Source organism: Sorangium sp. So ce426 (genome assembly GCF_051475585.1).
Classification (GTDB): domain Bacteria; phylum Myxococcota_A; class Polyangia; order Polyangiales; family Polyangiaceae; genus Sorangium; species Sorangium cellulosum_B.
Genome location: NZ_CP150341.1, coordinates 1364865 through 1381423 on the forward strand (window position 1 = coordinate 1364865; position 16559 = coordinate 1381423).

Below are 16559 nucleotides of genomic sequence, written 5' to 3' on the forward strand. Positions count from 1 at the left end.
CGCTCGTCCGGCCCTGGACGAGGCGCCCCGCGGCGCGTTCGTCGAGCGCCCGCTCGATCAGAGAACGTCGGGCTGCCGCTCATCTCCCGGAGGGATGCGCGCGGCCGTTTCATGTGGGAGGGAAAAGCCATGAGTTCACCGAGAAGCCACCTCGTGCTCGTGCCGGGCTTTGCGGGTTTCGATATCCTGGGTTCGATCGTCTATTACAGCGGTGTCACGGAGATCCTCCGAAACACGGATACCGGGCCGTATCAAGGCCCGCTCTCGGTGCATTGCTTCCCGAACCTGCCCACGGCGAGCGTGGACACCCGCGCGCACGCGCTCCTCCGCTGGCTCGCGGATCGGTTCAGGCAGGGGGTGTTCCATGGGGGCGCGGGCCGCGGCCAGCGGGACTGCGTCCACCTCGTGGGCCACTCGACAGGCGGGCGGGACATCAAGACGCTGATGCTCCTGCTCCTGGCCGAGACCGAGCAGAAAGGGTCTGTCTACGGCGTCCCGGTGGAGCGCATCCTCGAGAGCGTCTGCTCGATCCAGTTCCTCTCGACGCCGCACCGCGGGACGAACCTCGCCCACGTCCTCCACCGGAGGCAGCCCCTCCTCACGGGCCTGGCCGGGGCCCTCCACTGGTGGCTCCGCCTGGCTGGCCCGAAGGACGCGAGCTCCGCGGCCCGCCGCGCGAAGACGCTCCTGCAGGTGTTCGGCCAATCGGACGGCATCGTCCGCGCCGCCCTCGACACGATCGAGCGCTTCCACGCGCTGCCGTGCGACGACCTCGCCAGGGCCGAGGCGCGCGGCGAGTACTTCAACGTGCTCCGCTGGCTGCTGCACGTCGCCGAGGACACCGAGGCCTTCGAGGATCTCGATCCCCTGCCGCTGTCAGGCCGGCCGTCGCGCGAGGAGCGCTGGTCCAGGCATGGCCTGTCCGCGCGCGGTATCGGCGCCTGGCCGCGCGAGCTCGCGGCCTCCATCAAGAGCGCGAAGCGGACCAGGAAAGCCAGCCTCCTCGGGGCGGAGCTCGAGGAGGAGCTGAGCAAGTACTACGAGGAGCGGGGCATCGCGCTCCGGTCGATCGTCACCCGGGCAAAGCGTGACCCCGGCGGCCCGTTCCTGGGCGCCTTTGGCATCTTTCACGGCATCACGGCCAACATCAAGGAGCCGAAGGTGGTCGAGGCCCTCGGGCCGCCCTGCTCCGTGCCACGGTTCGAGAACCCGACCCAGACCGAGCCGCTCACGCCGGAGATGAACGACGGGATCGTCAACTGCGTATCGATGGTCTATCCGGACACGAAGCGCAGCTTCCTGGTCGACGCCGACCACGCCGACGTGATGGGCCATTATCGGTTCATCGCCCCGGAGGACGGCGACGGAGCGGACCCGAAATACGGCGGATACGACCTGTTCCAGTCCCGGTCGACCTTCGATCAGGCCGAGTTCGACAGGTTATGGAGCAGCATCGGGCAGTTCGCCATGAACAGCGACAGGTGCGCCGCCGCGGCGCGCCGCAGCTCGGCCGTCGCCCCCGTGGAGGTGCCGGCGGTGTCGCCGGCCTCGGTGTCGCCGGCCTCGGCGCCGGCGGTGACCCATTTCCGCGCCGAGCCGTCGGACCCGGAGGGCGGCGCGTAGGCACCCCCGTCGCCGGGGGCGCTCCGAGCACCGAGCACGTTGAAACCCGGAGAATTTTCACAGGGAGGCGGGGAGGCGGGGAGGAAGAAGAAAATGAATTTCTCCCTCTTGCCGTCTCTCGCTCCCCGCCTCCCCGCCTCCCTGTGAAATTCCTGCTCTTTCTTGTGGTTTCAACCCGTTTGTCGCTCCGGGCCGCCTCCGTGAATCAGGCCTTCGCGAGGTAGGCCTCGAGCTCGTCGGCGCCGCCGATGTGCTTGCCGTCGATGAAGATCTGCGGGGTCGAGCCCTTGCTGCTCACCGCGCGCAGGCGGCGCGGCGAGGCCGCCACCTCCTCGTAAGGGATCTTCCGCGCGTCGAGGAGCCGCTTCGCCTTGGTGCAGTAGCCACAGCCCGGCTTCGTGAACAGCAGCACGTCGTGCGGCGACTCCGACGACGGATCCAGGTACTTCAGCATCGTGTCCGCGTCCGACACATCGAAGGGATCCCCCTCCACCTCGGGCTCGATGAACATCTTCTTGATCACGCCGTCGTCGACAAGCATCGAGTAGCGCCACGAGCGCTTGCCGAAGCCGAGGTTCGCCTTGTCGACGAGCATGCCCATCTTCTCGGAGAACTCCCCGTTCCCGTCGGGCAGGAACTGGACCTTGTCCGCCTCCTGCGCCTTGCACCACTCATCCATCACGAACGCGTCGTTCACGGACACACACGCGATCGTGTCCACCCCGCGCCGCTTGAACTCCTCCGCGAGCTCGTTGTAGCGCGGCACGTGGCTGCTCGAGCAGGTCGGCGTGAAGGCGCCCGGCAGCGCGAACACAACCACCTTCTTGCCGGCGAACACGTCCTTGGTGCTCACGTCCTTCCACTGACCGTCGACACGCGTACGAAACGTGACATCCGGAACGCGCTGCCCTTCGAGGTTCTTCAGCATGACTGACGTACTCCTCCCGTGCTCTCCTCGTTGCCATCCGCGACGGCAACCTTGTCCAGCGTCGTGCGGCGCTCCACGCGGCGCTCTCGGGCCGGCGAGAACGTAGCCCCCAGCCTCGACGCCGGCCAGCGCGACGGCGAGCCCGACCGAGGGCCGCGCCGCCATGGCGAGCTCGACCGACGGCCGCGCCGCGAAGGCTGCTCGCCCGGGCGACGGCGACCGCGCGCGCCAGAGGAGGCGCCCCGCTGGGCAACCCCAGCGCCGCCGCGGGGCGAGGCGTCAGCCGCCCCGCGCCAGATCCACCGCGCGCCAGAGGTACCAGCTCGCCGCCGTGCGGTACGGCTTCCACCGCGCGCCGCGCTTCTCGAGGTCCGCGCGCGCCGGCGGCTCGGGCCGCTTGAACGCGAGCGCGAAGCCCTTGCGGATGCCGTAGTCGTCCACGGGCAGCACGTCCGGGCGGCCGAGGCGGAACATGAGGAGCATCTCCACCGTCCACCGGCCGATGCCGCGCACCCGCGTGAGGCGCTCGATGATCGCCTCGTCGTCCATGCCGTGGACCTCGGCGAGCGTGGGGAGCTCGCCGTCCTCCGTCTTCCGCGCGAGGTCGCGCAGCGCGAGCAGCTTCGCCTGCGAGAGGCCGGCGCCGCGGAGCTTCTCGTCGGAGGCGCGCAGGAGCTGCGCGGGCGTGGGGCCCTCGTGCGCTCGCGGGAAGAGCGCGCGCACGCGCCCGAAGATGGTCGCGGCGGCCTTGCCGGTGAGCTGCTGGTAGACGATCGACTCCGCGAGCGCGAGGAAGAGGCTCGACGTCCTGTCGATCCGCATGGCGAACGGCCCGACCGCGTCGATGACGCGCGCGAGCGCCGCGTCGGACGCGCGCAGGTGCTCGACGGCGGCGCCCGGATCGAAGCCGAAGTCGCCGCCGGGCGCGGCCTCCGGAGCGCCGCGCGCCTGGCCGCCCTCGATCGCGAGGAGGCGGAGCTTCGTCGTGACGCCGCCGTTCGCGGAGAAGCCGCCGGCCTTGCCGCCGGCCGCGAGCACGCGGTGGCACGGGACGATGATCGCGAACGGGTTCCGCCCGAGCGCCTGCCCCACGGCGCGCGCCGAGCCGACCGCCCCGAGGCGCGCCGCGACCTCGCCGTAGGTCAGCGTCGCGCCCGGCGGGATGGTGCGCGCGACCTCGTAGACGCGGCGGTGGAACGGCGGCACCCGCTCCATGTCGAGCGCGACGGCGGACAGGTCGCTCGCCTCGCCGCGCAGGAGCGCGACGATCGCGTCGACCGCGCGCTGCACCTCGGGCGGCGGCGCCGCCGCCCGGGCGCCCGGGAGGCGCTGGAGCAGGCGCGACCGCGTCTCGGGCTCGCGCGCCTCGGGGAGCTGCAAGGCGGCGACGCCGCGCTCGCCCCACGCGATGCCGCAGCGGCCGATCGCCGTGTCGAACAGGAGGAAGCCGTGTGCCGCTACTGTCATGGGGTCCTCGCGGGCAGGCTGGCGCCCGCGTCCGGCGGCCATCCTAGGAGCGCGCGGCGAGGCGATCTTGGAAGATCTTGCGATCCCCCCGCGCCGCCTTCCGGAAGCCGCGGGGCGAGACGCCGGCCGCGCGGCGGAAGGTGCGGACGAAGTTGGAGAGGTCGCCGAACCCGACGTCGAGCGCGATGTCGGTGATCGACCGGGCGCCGTCGGCGAGGAGGCGCGCCGCGCGGCGCAGGCGGGCGCGGACCAGGTACTGGTGCGGGGTCACGCCGACGACCTTCCCGAAGACCCGCAGGAAGTGGAACGGGCTGAGCCCGGCCTCCCGCGCCGCCCCCTCGAGGTCGATCGGCTCGTGCGCGTGCTCGTCCAGCCAGAGCGCCGCCTCGACGGCGCGGCGGCGGTCGCGCGCCCCGGTGTCCGGCGGCCTTCGCTTCCGGCCGGAGGCGACCTCGACGAAGCGGGCGGCGAGGAGCACCCCCACCTCGTCGACGCCGATGTCGCTCCTGCCCTCGGCGGCCGCCTGCGCGAGCTCGCCGAGCACCATCAGCTCGGGCACCGGCGGCAGGCCGCCGGCCCGGAACGCGCCGGCGCCGTCGCCGAGGGCCTCGACGAGCGCCGGCGCGAGCTGGAACGAAAGGCACTCGTCCCCGACGACGTGCTCGTGCGAGCACGTGTATTCGTCGCCGGGGTGGCCGACCAGGACCGACCCGGCCACGAGCTCGAACGTCTCCCCCCGGACGCGGTAGCTGAAGCTGCCCTCGCGCACGTAGGAGACGGAGAAGCCGCGGTGGAGCTCGGCGAACGGCGCGTCCCCGGGTCCGGAGCGGCACCGGTAGTCGACCACCGAGATGGCGTCGCCCCGCACCAGCGTCGTGACGTCCATGGGTCAACGAATGTACTTGCGGCGGCGAGGCCGGGCAACGCGCCCTGCGCCCGTGCTGCGCCGCCGCGCGGCGGCCGCGCCCGTCGTCAGCGCCTCCGGGATGGGTTGCGCGACGTCCTCGCTCACGTACTGACGACGTCTCGATCGGACCGGTTGAGCGTCACCCCTGTCGGATCGGACGTCGCGACGGCGCTCTGGGCGGCTATCGCGACCTCGGCAGGAGCCAGCCATGCGGGCGGGGCGCCCGGCACCTCGACGCCGACGACGACACGCACCGCCGCGAGCGCCGCTGCCTCCGCGAGCGGGAAGCTGCGCCGCCAGACCAGCGAGCACGATTGCCGGTCGCCGTCGACGTGCAGCGTGTCCAGCACGAGATCGAGCGGCTGCCCCTCCGTGACGCCGAACGCGGAGAGGCCATGGACGCGCGCGAGGGCGCGCGCCCCGGGGAGCCGCGTCCGCAGCGCCGCGAGCGTCGGGTGGAGCCCCGCGAGCACGAGCCACTCGTCGCCGACCAGGGCTTCGACGCGCTGATCGGGGGGGGCCGCCTGGAAGTAGCTCCAGTCGAAATCGTCGGGGATCTCGAGGATGGGCCCCTCGAGCGCCTTGTGGGGCGTACGCCCGAGCAGCCGCCTGCGCGACGGCCACACGCTCCCGAGCGGCGCGAAGCCCGCCGGGCGGTCGCGCCGCGAGGGATCCAGGACGGCCGGGCGATCGGTGCCGAACGGGTTGTCGGCCATGCCGAGCCCCCCGAATGCGCGCTCGTAGGCGAGCGGGATCGCCTTCTCCGCGCCGCCGGGCTCGATCGAGAGCGCCTTGTCGAGGATCGGGCGCTCGCCGGCGAAGAGCGCGAGGCGCACGGAGAAGGGCGCCGCGGGCGGGCCCGGCGGCGCGTGCGCGTGGCCCGTGAAGAACACGTCGATGCGCGCGAGGTAGGGCGCGAGATCGCTCGTCAACCGGACGCTGCGGCCCGGGTGGTTGTGATGGTGGATGTCGGCATCGATGATTTTTTGCGGCTCGACGGGGATCATCGGTGCGCCGTCGACGAAGGCGAAGGTCGCCTTGGCGATCACCGTGAGGTGGAGCCGCCCCCGCGCGCGCCACATCACCCCCGCCGCCGCCGTTCCGGAAGGCGCCGCAATCGCGCTGGGAACGGGCGGGTCCTCGGGCTTCACCGCGCCATGAGAGCACCGGGGCATCGCGAGGGTCAATCCTCGAAGCCGGGGAGCGGCTCGTAGTCTTGAGTTGGGTCGTCCTCCTCGCCGGGCTCGGCGCAGGCCGGCTCGTCGCCGCCCTCGCCGGCGCCGCCAGACTCGTGGAGCAGCCCATCGAACGGCCCGGGGAGCGGCTCGTCCTCGTCCGCCTCGAGCAGCGCGTCCATGCCCTCCACCTCGCCGGTCTCCAGGTAACGCTCCCACGCGCCGGGGTGATCCCGGGCGCAGAGCGCCGAGAGCGCGGCGACGCCGAGGCGCACGATCGGCTTGCCATCGGTGCTGCTGCGGGGCCGCGCCCTCAGGTCGCGCGGGGCGTACACCGTGAGCTCGAGGGGCGCCGCGTCCGCCACGTGGTAGTGGACGTACTCCCGGAGCTCTCCGCCCTTCTGGATCGTCACGCGCTCCCGGTCGAACGTCCAGCCGAGCGCCCGAACGTGCCGCTCCAGCGCCTCCTCGTCGGCGGGGAACACGTGCAGATCGACGTCGCTGCCGCGGCGGATATGGCCGGTGGAGACCGAGCCGATGAGCCGCGGCGAGAACGGCGCGAGCGCGCGCATGGCCTCCAGCGCCACGATGCGCAGCGCGAAGAGCCGGCGCGTCCGCTGGTTCCCCTCGGCGCGCTCGGCGAAGAGGAGCAGCGCCTCGCGGATCTCGCCGTTCGAGGGCAGGTCCGCGGGCCGGTAGCGCGCCCGCCGCCCCTCCACCTGGCCGAGGATCCGCTTCGCGGCCATCCGCTTGGCGGTGAAGTACTGGTCCACGCCTTCCTCGTACATGAGGCGCGCGGCCTCCGCGGCGATGCGGGCCCGCAGCCCGCCGAAGCGCTCGGCGCTCATCGCGCCACCCGCGCCACCCGCGCCACCCGCGCCGCGCGCGCTGCGGGCGCCTCCGCCGCCCGCGCCGGCGCTTCCGCCGCTTGCGCCGGCGCCGCAGCTCGCGGCGCCGCCGCCCGCGCCGGCGCCGCGGCGACCGCCGGCTCGAGGGCTTGCCGCAGCCGGAGCATCGCGCCGCCGACCACCCGGCCGCCCCGCGGCGCCCCGAACAGGCGCTTCTGCACCACCTGCTGCGCCACGCCGAGGCGGCGCGCGATCTCGCCTTGCGAAAGGCCGTCGAAGAAATACGCCTCGACGACCTCCCGCTGCTTCGCCGTCAGCGCCGTCTCGACCGCGTCCCGCACCGCCGCGCAGAGCCGCGCTCGCCCGGGCGGCTCGGCCTCGCCGCCCCAGAGCCGGCGATCGTCGCCCCAGCGGTCGACGTCGTCGCAGAGGACCTCCCGGCGGACCTTGCGCTCAGGCGAGCGGCTCCTTTCGCAGGTCATCGGAGGGGGCGGGCTCGCCGCCGATCGAGAGGAGGGTCCAGTCTGCGCCGTCGAGCAGGAGCTCCACGGCGGCCTCGGGGCGGAGCACGGTGGCCTCCGGCGAGCGGCCGCCGACGTCCCAGCGGCGGAGCCGCGCGAGGTCCGCGAGCGCCTTCGTGCGCCGCAGGCGCCGCTTTGTCGCGCCGGGCGCGCGCAGCAGGTGGAGGTGGTGCCGCACGAGCCAGACGATCCGCGGGCACACGAGCTCCGCGAGCACGTCGGCCCCCTCCTCGGCGTGGTCGGCGCAGGCGAACGCCTTGCCGACGTCGTGGAGCAGGGCCGCGGCCCAGAGCGAGCGATCCGCTGTCTCGCGGCGGGCCAGGTCGAAGACCTGCAGGGAATGGAAGAGCGCGTCGCCCTCGGGGTGCCAGCGCGGATCCTGCGGCACGCGGTCGAGGGCGAGGAGGAGATCGAGGAGGTCCTTGTGCATCGACGGGGGGGCGGTCAGGCCGCCCGCGGGCTGCGGGCGAGCGGTGCCCCTTCACCCTGGGGCGCGGTCACACCCACCGGGAGGCCCCGCGCGCCGGGCGAGCCGAAGCATAGCGCGGGCGCCCCCCGCGCCAGGGCTCAGGGGGTGAACAGGGTGGCCGATCGCTTCCTCGGCCCGGTGGGCGGGTGAGCGACCGTCTCCGCGGTCTGACGTGTGCCTGGGGCCTCCAGGCGGACCAGCCTGAGCACGGTGCCCCCGACGACGATCTGGCCGTTTTGCGGGAGCAAGGCGCTCGTGATGCGCTGATCGTCGATCTTGGTCCCGTGGGTGCTCCCCTGGTCGATCACGCGCACCTCATCCGCTCCGACGACGATCGTCGCGTGTTTTCGCGACACCTTCGGATCATCGAGGCGGATGAAGCAGTCGGGCTCTCGCCCTACCGTGAACTCTCCAGGGGGGAGCACGAACCGCCGACCTGCGAGGGGCCCGTTGCACACGAAGAGCTCGTGGGTGATCGAGGTGTTCCCGCCCGACGCCGGGATGGTGGGCCGGAGCGGGGCCTTCGCGATGCGCAGCCGCCCCTCGTACTTCTGCGTCCACATCTGCGGGGTTTGCCGGCCTCCCTCGGCCTTGATGCTCGCTTGCACGTACTCGCAGAGCTCGTGGACATCCACGTATCCGTCTCGGTCCAGATCGGCTGTGCCGGTCGACAGGCCCTCGACGATGTGGCGGGTGAAGATCGACTGCGGGGGCACCCCCACGGGCTGGTCGGCCTGCCACGCCAGCTGGACCGACGTCGTGGCGGAGATCACGACGCGACCCGAGCCGTCTCCCATGAACGTCCCGGCGATGTCGACGCTGTCCTGCTCGCTCTTGGCGGAGTTCTCGTACGCGCCGCTGTAGCAGCAGTCGAGGATCAGGACGATGCGCTTCGCGGGGCACTGGTCGATCTGGCGGCTGATCCACGCCGCGTCGACCGAGGTCGCGCTGAAGAGCTCTTTCTCCGTGTCGTGTGTGGCGAGGTGGAGGTGACCCCAGTCGTCCTTCAGGCCATGACCGGAGTAGTAGAGGACGAGCAGATCCTCTGGATGGCGGCGATGGAAGAGCGCGCCGATGGCCTTCCGGACTTCGAGCTGGCTGCCATCGACGCAGCGCTGGACGCGAAAATCGCCGATGTCCGGGTTTCCCATCGTGTCGGCGAGCTTCGATGCGTCGAGGGCGGGCGCCTGGAGCGAGCGCAACCTGCCGTCCGCATACATTCCGTTCGCGATGATGAGCGCGATGCGGTCCCGTCCGCCCAGCACAGGATCTCTGTCCATGGCTGTCATTTGATTGTGCTGATGCGGCGCGCGAGGTCGAGCACTTCCTTCTCCCCGAGCGGCTTGTCCGAGGTGAACTCGACCTCCAGGCCGTTCTTCCCCCGGATGCGAATGCGGCGCCTCGGCGCGCGGACGACCCACTCATTGACGAGCTGAATCACCTGGGGAAGCACCGCGGGGAGCGCGGCGAGCGCGATGGCGCCGACGGTGAACGCGTCTCCCTTCGCGTTCCTCGGGAGGTGGCCTTCAACGGCGCGGCGCGGGGTCGCGCCCGCGGTGCCGATGTCGCGCATCAGGCTCTCGAGCATCGCGTCCAGCTGGTCCGCCTCGACATCGGCGTCGTGAAATTTGAACTGCATGTCCATTGGCCATGCACCTCCTCGCTGTTACGAGTCGCCGAGGAGCGTATCAGCGCTCGCTGGCAGGTGCCAGGCGCGCGCGCGGGATCGCGTGGTGAACGCGCCGTCGTCCTCGACCTGCGAAGCGCGCCTGAAGCCTGCTTCGCGAGCGTCCAGCACATCTCATATCCATGCTGATTCCTACGTGAGAGATCTTTCGGATCCGTGCAGGTCGGCCAGCAGCGAAGTTGCTCCTCGTGCTTCGTCGTGACTGTAAGGCCCTCAAGATGGCGTCTCCGCGGTCGGCTATCCTGCCCCTCGTGCTCTCCCGCGCCCGCCCCTCCGATGCCGCGATCCGCGCCTTCCTCGCTCGCCAGGCGGGCCGGCCGCTCTCGTACGCGGAGGTCGGCTGCACCGGCGCTGGCGATGGCCGCCCGCGGCCGCCTGCCCGCTTCAACGTCGACCACCACCGCGCGGTGCTCGGCCAGGGCACAGCGCTCTTCGACCGCGCTGTCGAGGCGATGCGGCGCTGGGCGCAGTTCCGGCTCGGCTGGGTCGAGCTCTGCTATCCCGACGCTCCCCTGGAGGCCGGTGTCACCGTGGCGATCCTCGTCCGCGTGCTCGGGATTCACTGGCTGAATGCGTGCCGGATCGTTTCCACGGTCGATGAGACGAGCGGCCCTGTGCGCCGGTTCGGCTTCGCCTACGGGACGTTGGAGGAGCACGGCGAGCGCGGCGAGGAGCGCTTCCTCGTCGAGCACGACGAGCATTCCGGCGAGGTCGCCTACGACATCTTCGCCGTCTCCCGGCCGAACCACCTCCTCGCCCGGCTCGGCTATCCCTACGCGCGCCGGGTCCAGGGGCGCTTCGCCCGCGACTCCATGCGCGCCATGCGCAGCGCCGTGACCTCGCCGCCGTGAGGCGCGCCGGCAGCGGAGCGGTCCCCGTGATCGGGCCCCGCGCGCCGAGCTCCCTTCACCACATCACGCGAGGGCCCGCACTGCCATCCGCCGGCACCCGGAATCGCATCCTGCGCAGCGCCTCGAAGCTCCGCAACTCCCGGCGCCGCCTCTCCTGGGAGCCCCGGGAGCCGGGGATCGGACGAGCGCCCCTGCACGGCGGCTCGTTGAAGTGAAAAATCATACAAAAGTTCCTGCGGTGCCTCGTCCGGAAGTAACCCAGCATGTAGATCTGCCTGCATCGCCTCCTATAAAAGTAAGCCATCATGCAAGTATGAGTACGCGCGCGCCTCCCGATGAAGTGCAGCATACAAACCTGCCCGCGGCGGCTCGCTCAGGTTCGCGGGCGCGGGCGACTCTGCATGATGCCTCACCAGATTACAGGCGATGACCGGCCACTTTCGCTCGTGATGACCGCTGCTTATGGTCCGCGATATGGCGAGAACGAAAAGCCGACAAGAGAGTGCCCCGCCGGCGGATGCCGCGGGAGACGAGCAGACCCGGAGCTACGAGGCCCTTTACAGGCAATACCTGCCGATGGCAGCGGAGATCCCGGAGGCCGAGGTGCAGGGGTGCCGCGCCGACCCGCGCATCGTGCTGGTCAATGTGAAGCGCGGCGTCGCGGCGGTGTGCGGCACGAGGAAGCAATCCCAGGCCGTGAGCGAGCACCTGCCCAGCATCCCTCTGAAAGAGGTGCTGCAGCTGCCGGACATCGCCAGGGCGCTCCTCTTCGCCTCGCGCGAAGCGCTGCCGCGCACGGCGAGCCCGAGGGAGATAGAGCGGGCGCTCCAGGAGATCAGCGGCCCGCGCGAGGAGCTGCTGACGCAGGCGGAGCTCTTCGCCCGGCGCGGGCTGCTCGACAAGGACCGGGTCGCGCAGATCCGGGCCGGCACCGGCAAGTACGATATGGCCCGGGACGGGATGGAGCTCGCGACGCTGTTCCTGCGGCACGCGGGCGCCCTGAAGGGGCTTCACCCGTTCACGCGGGAGGAGATCGAGAAGCTCGGGCGCACGAGCGAGTGGCTGCTCGAGAACCTGACCCCGAACGGCGCGCGGGTCGAGGTGAAGAAGAAGGAGAGATCGCCCGCCGAGGACGCGCGAGATCGGCTGTGGACCCTGATCGTGCGGCGTCACCAGCACCTCCGGAGGATCGGGTACTATTTCCACGGCGACGACTTCGAGCAGATCACGCCGCGCCTGCTCGCGCGGGCGCAACCGGCTCAAGGCGGGGGACAGCAGCAGGACCCGGAAGCGCCCGCCCCGATCGACGGCGACGAGGTCGAGCAAAGCACGGTCGGAGACGAGGCCGTGCAGCAGGGGAATCCCTAGAACACCGATTGCGTTGAAACCCGGAGAATTTTCACAGGGAGGCGGGGAGGCGGGGAGGAAGAAGAAATGAATTTCTCCCTCTTGCCGTCTCTCGCTCCCCGCCTCCCCGCCTCCCCGCCTCCCTGTGAAATTCCTGATTTTTCTCGTGGTTTCAGCCCGTTTGTCGCTCCAGCCTCGACTCGGTCGTCGACGGCATGGCCCCGCCGGTCACGCCCTCTCCTTCACGAACTCCACGAGATCCGACAGGCTCGCTCCCGTCGCGTCGGCGCGCACGCCGAGCTCCTCGGCCGGCAGGCCCAGGCGGTTGACCCAGAACGTGGGATAGCCGAACCACCGGGCCCCCGCGGCGTCCCAGCCGGCGAACGCGACGAACGCGATCTCCTCGCGCGTGAGGCCGAACGCGTCGAGCGCCATCCGGTACGCGCGAGGATCCGGCTTGTACGTCCTCGCCCCATCCGTGCTGAGCACGTGCTCGAACAGGCCCCCCAGACCGGAGCTCTCGATGGCGGCCCCGAGCATCCTCGGCGTGAAGTTCGACAGGAACGAGAGCCGGATCCCCGCGCCCCTCAGCGCCCGGAGCGCCGGCAGCACGTCGGGCCACGCCCGGAGATCGAGGTAGGCGCCGAGGAGCCGCGCCCGCTTCTCCTCCCCGAGATCGAGCGCCAGCGCGCGCTCGGCGAACACAAGCGCATCCGCCGTCACCTGCCAGAAGTCGGCATACTCGTGGGACGCGACCCGGAGCCACGTGTACTCGAATTGCCGGGCGCGCCACGCCTCGCTCAGCGACGCCCCCTTGCCCGGACAGAGCTCCTCCGCGAGCGCCGCGATCGGGCGCGGATCGAAGATGGGAAAGGCGTCGAAGGCGACCGCCTTGATCTTCGACCCGGCCGCCGGCCGCGGCGGCGCCGGCCCGTGCTGCGCGGCACAGGAGGCGGTCCCGGCCGGGGCAGAGCCCAGGAAGCCCGCCGCGGCCGTGCCGGTCACGCGGTGGAGAAACTCACGACGATTCGTCAACATGCCAGCCTCCATCCGATCTTCCGACGTGAACCACGCGACCTGCGAGCGCGCGAGCGCGCGAGTGCCTGGGTGCGCGGGGTCGCGGGTGCGGGAACGCACGCGGGAGAGCATGCGCGGTCCGCCGTTGCCCGGGGATCCGCCATCGACGTAGACTCGCCATGCACCTTTGCATGGCGCGGAGCGCTCTCCGGCAGCAGCGCCCCGCGCCCCGGAGCCATGCTCGACTGGGACGATCTGCGCTACTTCCTCGCCGTCGCGCGGCACGGCAACCTCTCCGCCGCCGCGCGCGTCCTGAAGGTCACCCAGCCGACCGTGGGGCGGCGCGTCGCGGCGTTCGAGCGGCGCCTCGGGGCGAGGCTCTTCCAGCGCTCGCCGTCGGGGTTCGCGCTCTCGGCCGCGGGCGAGAGCGTGCTCGGCCACGCCGAGCGCATGGAGCAGGACGCGCTCGCCGCCGAGCGCGCCGCCGCCGGACGCGACGCAGGCCTGAGAGGCCACCTCCGTATCACCGCGTCCGAGTGGCTCGCCACGCGCGTCCTCGGGCCGCTGCTCGTCCCGTTCCTCGCGCGCCACCCCGCCATCTCCGTCGATCTCATCGCGGACGCGCGGTGGCTGAGCCTGCCGCGTCGAGAAGCGGACATCGCCCTTCGCCCCGCCGCGTTCGAGCACCACGAGGTCTTCCAGCGCGAGGTCGCGCGGATCGGGTTCGGGCTCTATGCATCGGAGACCTACCTCGCCGAGCACGGCCCGCCGGACTGGGGCCGGCAGTGCGAGGGCCACGCCCTCGTCACCATGAACGACGAGCCTCCGGCGATCGCCGACCTGTCGTGGGTGCGCGCCGTCGCCGCGAAGGCCCGCGTCGCCGCGCGCACCAACGGCCGCGAGCCCCAGGCGACGATGGGGGCCGCCGGCGTCGGGCTCGTCTGCCTGCCCCGCTACCTCGGCGACGCGACAGCCGGCCTTTGCCTGCTCTCGCCGCCCTCGCCGCCGCCAGGGCGCAAGCTGTGGCTCGGGGTGCACCGCGACACGCGCGGGGTGCCGCGCGTGAAGGCGCTCGTCGCGTTCGTCGCCGACGCCCTCGGGCCGCTCCGCAGCGCCCTCGACCCCGGCGCGCGGCCGCGCGCGTCAGGCGGCGAGCGCCCCCGCTACCGGCCCTGATCGCGCTGGCACGCCCTGAGCTCCTCGAACGGCGCGTCGCACGTCTGGGGCAGGAAATCGGTCCTGCACTCCGGATCGCGCCCGCTCACGCAATCGAAGAGCGACGCGATCGACGGCGCGAGGTACTCGCAGGGGATATGGTTCACGGAGGCGATCGTCTCGCCCATGCAATCGAAGAAAGGGGCGGTCAGCGCGTTGCACGGGCGCTGCACGGAGAGCAGGTCGGCGCAGCGCTCGCGACACCGGAGCTCCGGGCACGTGACGCCGTCGAAGAGCGTGCAGAAGAAATCGCACGAGGCCCGCTGCTCCTCGACAGAGGCCCCGCCGGAGCTCGCCGACTGCGAGCCCCCGGCTGCGCCGGCGCCCCCGGCGCCGTCGGAGCTCCCGGGGAGCCCGTCGACGACGACGGCCCCGCCGCAAGCACCCGCCCCCGAGAGCGCGATCAGCGAAGCCAGGAAAGCGAAGATCAGCGTCGTTCTCATCAGGGCATCTTATAACGCGGCAGGCACGGCAGCGGCGGGCGTCGCACGTTCCGCGCGCCCCGATGGCCAGCGCGGCAGGCACGGCCGGGGCGCGCGTCGGACGTTCAGCGCGCCCCCGCCGCTCACTCCACCGCCTGCGATTGCTCGATCGCGTCCTCGCGGCGCTCCCGGCGGTTGCACGCGAGCACCTTCTTGCGGACGCGCACCGCGTCGGGCGTGACCTCGACGAGCTCGTCGCCGTCGATCCACTCCATCGCCGTCTCGATCGTGAGCAGCCGCGGGCTGGCCAGGAGGACGTTCTCGTCCTTGCCGTGGTTGCGCACGTTCGACAGCTTCTTCTCCTTGATGACGTTGACGTCGGTGTCGTTCGGCCGGTTGTGCTCGCCGATGATCATCCCCTCGTAGACCTCGACGCCGGGGACGATGAAGAACATGCCGCGCGGCTGCAGGTGGTGCAGCGCGTACGGGGTCGCCACGCCGACGCGATCGGCGACGATGGCGCCGGTCGGGCGGCGCATCATCGGGCCGCCCCAGGGCGCCCAGCCGTCGAACATCGTGTTGAGCAGGCCCGTCCCGCGCGTCGCCGTCAGGAACTCGCCGCGGAAGCCGATGAGCCCGCGCGACGGCACCCGGAACTCGAGGCGGGCGCGGCCGAAGCCGGGGTTCGTCATCTTCACCATCCGGCCGCGCCGGGAGCTGAGGCGCTCGGTCACGATGCCGACGTAGGTGTCCGGCACGTCCACGACCACGAGCTCGAGCGGCTCCATCACCTCGCCGTCGATCTCGCGCGTCACCACCTCGGGGTTCGAGAGCTGCATCTCGTACCCCTCGCGCCGCATCGTCTCCACGAGGATCGCCAGCTGGAGCTCGCCGCGGCCGAGCACCACGAACGTGTCGGGCACCTCGGTCGGCTCCACCCGGATCGCGAGGTTCTTCATCGCCTCGCGCTCGAGCCGCTCCTTCAGGTGACGGCTCGTCAGGAACTTCGACTGCTTGCACTTGCCGGCGAAGGTCGACGTGTTGACGCCGATCTTCATCTTGATCGTCGGCTCCTCGACGACGATGCGCGGCAGCGCCTCGGGGTGCGCCGGATCCGTGATCGTGTCGCCGATCGTGACCGCGTCGATCCCGGCGATCGCGATCACCTCGCCCGCGACGGCGCTCTCGACCGCGACGCGCTTCAGCCCCTCGTAGGCGTAGAGCATCTTCACGTAGCCGCGCGACTGGCCGCCCTCGGCGAGGAGCGCGACGTCGGCGCCGGACCGGGCGGTGCCGCGGACCACGCGGCCGACCGCGAGCCGGCCCACGTACTCGTCGTGGGTCGTGTTGCAGACGATGACCTGGAGCGGGCCGTCGGGGTCGCCGGAGGGGCCGGGGACCCGCTCGAGGATGGTCTCGAAGAGCGGCTCGAGGTCCTTCGCCTCGTGCTCGAGCTCGCGCTTCGCCTGGCCGAACTTCGCGATCGCGTAGAGCGTCGAGAAGTCCATCTGCGCGTCGCTCGCCTCGAGGTCGCAGAAGAGGTCGAACACCTCGGAGAGCACCTCGTGGGCGCGCGCGTCGCTCCGGTCGATCTTGTTGATGACCACGATGACAGGGAAGCCGCGCTGGAGGCACTTCGAGAGCACGAAGCGCGTCTGCGGCAGCGGGCCCTCGGCGGCGTCGACGAGGAGGAGCGCCCCGTCGGCCATCATGAGCGTGCGCTCGACCTCGCCGCCGAAGTCGGAGTGGCCGGGCGTGTCGACGATGTTGATCTTGACCCCGCGGTACCGGATGCTCGTGTTCTTCGCGAGGATGGTGATGCCGCGCTCCCGCTCGAGGTCGTTCGAGTCCATGACCCGCTCGGCCACGACCTCGTTCTCTCGGAAGGCGCCCGACTGGCGCAGCATGTGATCGACGAGGGTCGTCTTCCCGTGGTCGACGTGGGCGACGATGGCGATATTGCGGAGATCGTTACGGGGCATATACGGCGGCGGCCGTGTAGCACGCGACCCACGGAGGAGCGAGCCCATCCTCGCTAGAGCCCGAACGTCCGGCCTGCACGGGGGCCGCGCGTCGAGGCGC

16 protein-coding genes are annotated in these 16559 nt (G+C 71.6%); 4 read left to right on the top strand and 12 right to left on the bottom strand.

Annotated features, from left to right (window positions below):
• Positions 1-129 precede the first annotated feature (129 nt).
• The gene (locus WMF44_RS05020; protein ID WP_437297974.1) at positions 130-1623 is read left to right on the top strand and encodes a hypothetical protein; all 1494 of its coding nucleotides are present in this window, start codon (positions 130-132) and stop codon (positions 1621-1623) included.
• Positions 1624-1828: 205 nt separating this feature from the next.
• On the opposite strand, the gene WMF44_RS05025 is transcribed toward WMF44_RS05020, so the two are convergent.
• The 9 genes from WMF44_RS05025 to WMF44_RS05065 form a co-directional block, all read right to left on the bottom strand.
• The gene (locus tag WMF44_RS05025) at positions 1829-2551 is read right to left on the bottom strand and encodes a glutathione peroxidase (protein ID WP_437297975.1); all 723 of its coding nucleotides are present in this window, start codon (positions 2549-2551) and stop codon (positions 1829-1831) included.
• Positions 2552-2830: 279 nt separating this feature from the next.
• Positions 2831-4018, bottom strand: coding sequence for a methylated-DNA--[protein]-cysteine S-methyltransferase (locus WMF44_RS05030; RefSeq protein WP_437297976.1), 1188 nt, complete (start codon positions 4016-4018; stop codon positions 2831-2833).
• 43 nt (positions 4019-4061) lie between these two features.
• Entirely contained in the window at positions 4062-4904 is an 843-nt protein-coding gene (locus WMF44_RS05035; RefSeq protein WP_437297977.1) for an AraC family transcriptional regulator, read from the bottom strand.
• 122 nt (positions 4905-5026) lie between these two features.
• On the bottom strand, positions 5027-6100 hold the full coding sequence (locus tag WMF44_RS05040) for a DUF2169 family type VI secretion system accessory protein (protein WP_437297978.1): 1074 nt from the start codon (positions 6098-6100) through the stop codon (positions 5027-5029).
• Between the two features lie 8 nt (positions 6101-6108).
• Positions 6109-6948: a nucleotide-binding enzyme gene (locus tag WMF44_RS05045; RefSeq protein WP_437297979.1), complete on the bottom strand. Its 840-nt coding sequence runs from the start codon at positions 6946-6948 to the stop codon at positions 6109-6111.
• Positions 6945-7430 carry a sigma factor-like helix-turn-helix DNA-binding protein gene (locus tag WMF44_RS05050; protein ID WP_437297980.1) on the bottom strand — a complete coding sequence of 162 codons (486 nt, stop codon included), beginning with the start codon at positions 7428-7430 and terminating at the stop codon, positions 6945-6947. The genes WMF44_RS05045 and WMF44_RS05050 overlap by 4 nt, the downstream gene beginning before the upstream one ends.
• On the bottom strand, positions 7402-7899 hold the full coding sequence (locus WMF44_RS05055) for an HD domain-containing protein (protein WP_437297981.1): 498 nt from the start codon (positions 7897-7899) through the stop codon (positions 7402-7404). The genes WMF44_RS05050 and WMF44_RS05055 overlap by 29 nt, the downstream gene beginning before the upstream one ends.
• Before the next feature lie 137 nt (positions 7900-8036).
• On the bottom strand, positions 8037-9218 hold the full coding sequence (locus tag WMF44_RS05060; RefSeq protein ID WP_437297982.1) for a caspase, EACC1-associated type: 1182 nt from the start codon (positions 9216-9218) through the stop codon (positions 8037-8039).
• A gap of 5 nt (positions 9219-9223) precedes the next feature.
• Positions 9224-9577, bottom strand: a complete 354-nt coding sequence (locus WMF44_RS05065) for a hypothetical protein (RefSeq protein WP_437297983.1) — start codon at positions 9575-9577, stop codon at positions 9224-9226.
• 266 nt (positions 9578-9843) lie between these two features.
• Between WMF44_RS05065 and WMF44_RS05070 the strand changes: the two genes are divergently transcribed.
• Complete coding sequence (locus tag WMF44_RS05070; RefSeq protein ID WP_437297984.1) at positions 9844-10476, top strand: DUF1990 family protein; 633 nt, start codon at positions 9844-9846, stop codon at positions 10474-10476.
• Between the two features lie 474 nt (positions 10477-10950).
• Positions 10951-11844: a hypothetical protein gene (locus WMF44_RS05075; protein ID WP_437297985.1), complete on the top strand. Its 894-nt coding sequence runs from the start codon at positions 10951-10953 to the stop codon at positions 11842-11844.
• Between the two features lie 207 nt (positions 11845-12051).
• Here the strand turns inward: WMF44_RS05075 and WMF44_RS05080 are convergent, their stop codons facing one another.
• Positions 12052-12861: a haloacid dehalogenase type II gene (locus WMF44_RS05080; RefSeq protein ID WP_437297986.1), complete on the bottom strand. Its 810-nt coding sequence runs from the start codon at positions 12859-12861 to the stop codon at positions 12052-12054.
• Positions 12862-13077: 216 nt separating this feature from the next.
• Here WMF44_RS05080 and WMF44_RS05085 point away from each other — a divergent pair, with 216 nt between their 5' ends.
• Positions 13078-14016 (top strand): LysR family transcriptional regulator, encoded by a 939-nt coding sequence (locus tag WMF44_RS05085; RefSeq protein ID WP_437297987.1) that lies wholly within the window; start codon positions 13078-13080, stop codon positions 14014-14016.
• Here the strand turns inward: WMF44_RS05085 and WMF44_RS05090 are convergent.
• Positions 14004-14498 (bottom strand): hypothetical protein, encoded by a 495-nt coding sequence (locus tag WMF44_RS05090; protein ID WP_437297988.1) that lies wholly within the window; start codon positions 14496-14498, stop codon positions 14004-14006. The genes WMF44_RS05085 and WMF44_RS05090 overlap by 13 nt on opposite strands.
• A 122-nt stretch (positions 14499-14620) precedes the next feature.
• Positions 14621-16507: a translational GTPase TypA gene (typA, locus tag WMF44_RS05095; protein WP_437297989.1), complete on the bottom strand. Its 1887-nt coding sequence runs from the start codon at positions 16505-16507 to the stop codon at positions 14621-14623.
• Positions 16508-16559 lie beyond the last annotated feature (52 nt).

Excerpts from the sequence above, each read along its gene's own strand:
- WMF44_RS05090 (WP_437297988.1), bottom strand. The coding sequence starts at position 14,498 with ATGAGAACGACGCTGATCTTCGCTTTCCTGGCTTCGCTGATCGCGCTC.
- WMF44_RS05035 (WP_437297977.1), bottom strand. The coding sequence starts at position 4,904 with ATGGACGTCACGACGCTGGTGCGGGGCGACGCCATCTCGGTGGTCGAC.
- WMF44_RS05045 (WP_437297979.1), bottom strand. The coding sequence starts at position 6,948 with ATGAGCGCCGAGCGCTTCGGCGGGCTGCGGGCCCGCATCGCCGCGGAG.
- WMF44_RS05040 (WP_437297978.1), bottom strand. The coding sequence starts at position 6,100 with ATGCCCCGGTGCTCTCATGGCGCGGTGAAGCCCGAGGACCCGCCCGTT.
- WMF44_RS05025 (WP_437297975.1), bottom strand. The coding sequence starts at position 2,551 with ATGCTGAAGAACCTCGAAGGGCAGCGCGTTCCGGATGTCACGTTTCGT.
- WMF44_RS05085 (WP_437297987.1), top strand. The coding sequence starts at position 13,078 with ATGCTCGACTGGGACGATCTGCGCTACTTCCTCGCCGTCGCGCGGCAC.
- typA (WP_437297989.1), bottom strand. The coding sequence starts at position 16,507 with ATGGGCTCGCTCCTCCGTGGGTCGCGTGCTACACGGCCGCCGCCGTAT.
- WMF44_RS05050 (WP_437297980.1), bottom strand. The coding sequence starts at position 7,430 with ATGACCTGCGAAAGGAGCCGCTCGCCTGAGCGCAAGGTCCGCCGGGAG.
- WMF44_RS05055 (WP_437297981.1), bottom strand. The coding sequence starts at position 7,899 with ATGCACAAGGACCTCCTCGATCTCCTCCTCGCCCTCGACCGCGTGCCG.
- WMF44_RS05075 (WP_437297985.1), top strand. The coding sequence starts at position 10,951 with ATGGCGAGAACGAAAAGCCGACAAGAGAGTGCCCCGCCGGCGGATGCC.
- WMF44_RS05070 (WP_437297984.1), top strand. The coding sequence starts at position 9,844 with ATGGCGTCTCCGCGGTCGGCTATCCTGCCCCTCGTGCTCTCCCGCGCC.
- WMF44_RS05080 (WP_437297986.1), bottom strand. The coding sequence starts at position 12,861 with ATGTTGACGAATCGTCGTGAGTTTCTCCACCGCGTGACCGGCACGGCC.
- WMF44_RS05060 (WP_437297982.1), bottom strand. The coding sequence starts at position 9,218 with ATGGACAGAGATCCTGTGCTGGGCGGACGGGACCGCATCGCGCTCATC.
- WMF44_RS05065 (WP_437297983.1), bottom strand. The coding sequence starts at position 9,577 with ATGCAGTTCAAATTTCACGACGCCGATGTCGAGGCGGACCAGCTGGAC.
- WMF44_RS05020 (WP_437297974.1), top strand. The coding sequence starts at position 130 with ATGAGTTCACCGAGAAGCCACCTCGTGCTCGTGCCGGGCTTTGCGGGT.
- WMF44_RS05030 (WP_437297976.1), bottom strand. The coding sequence starts at position 4,018 with ATGACAGTAGCGGCACACGGCTTCCTCCTGTTCGACACGGCGATCGGC.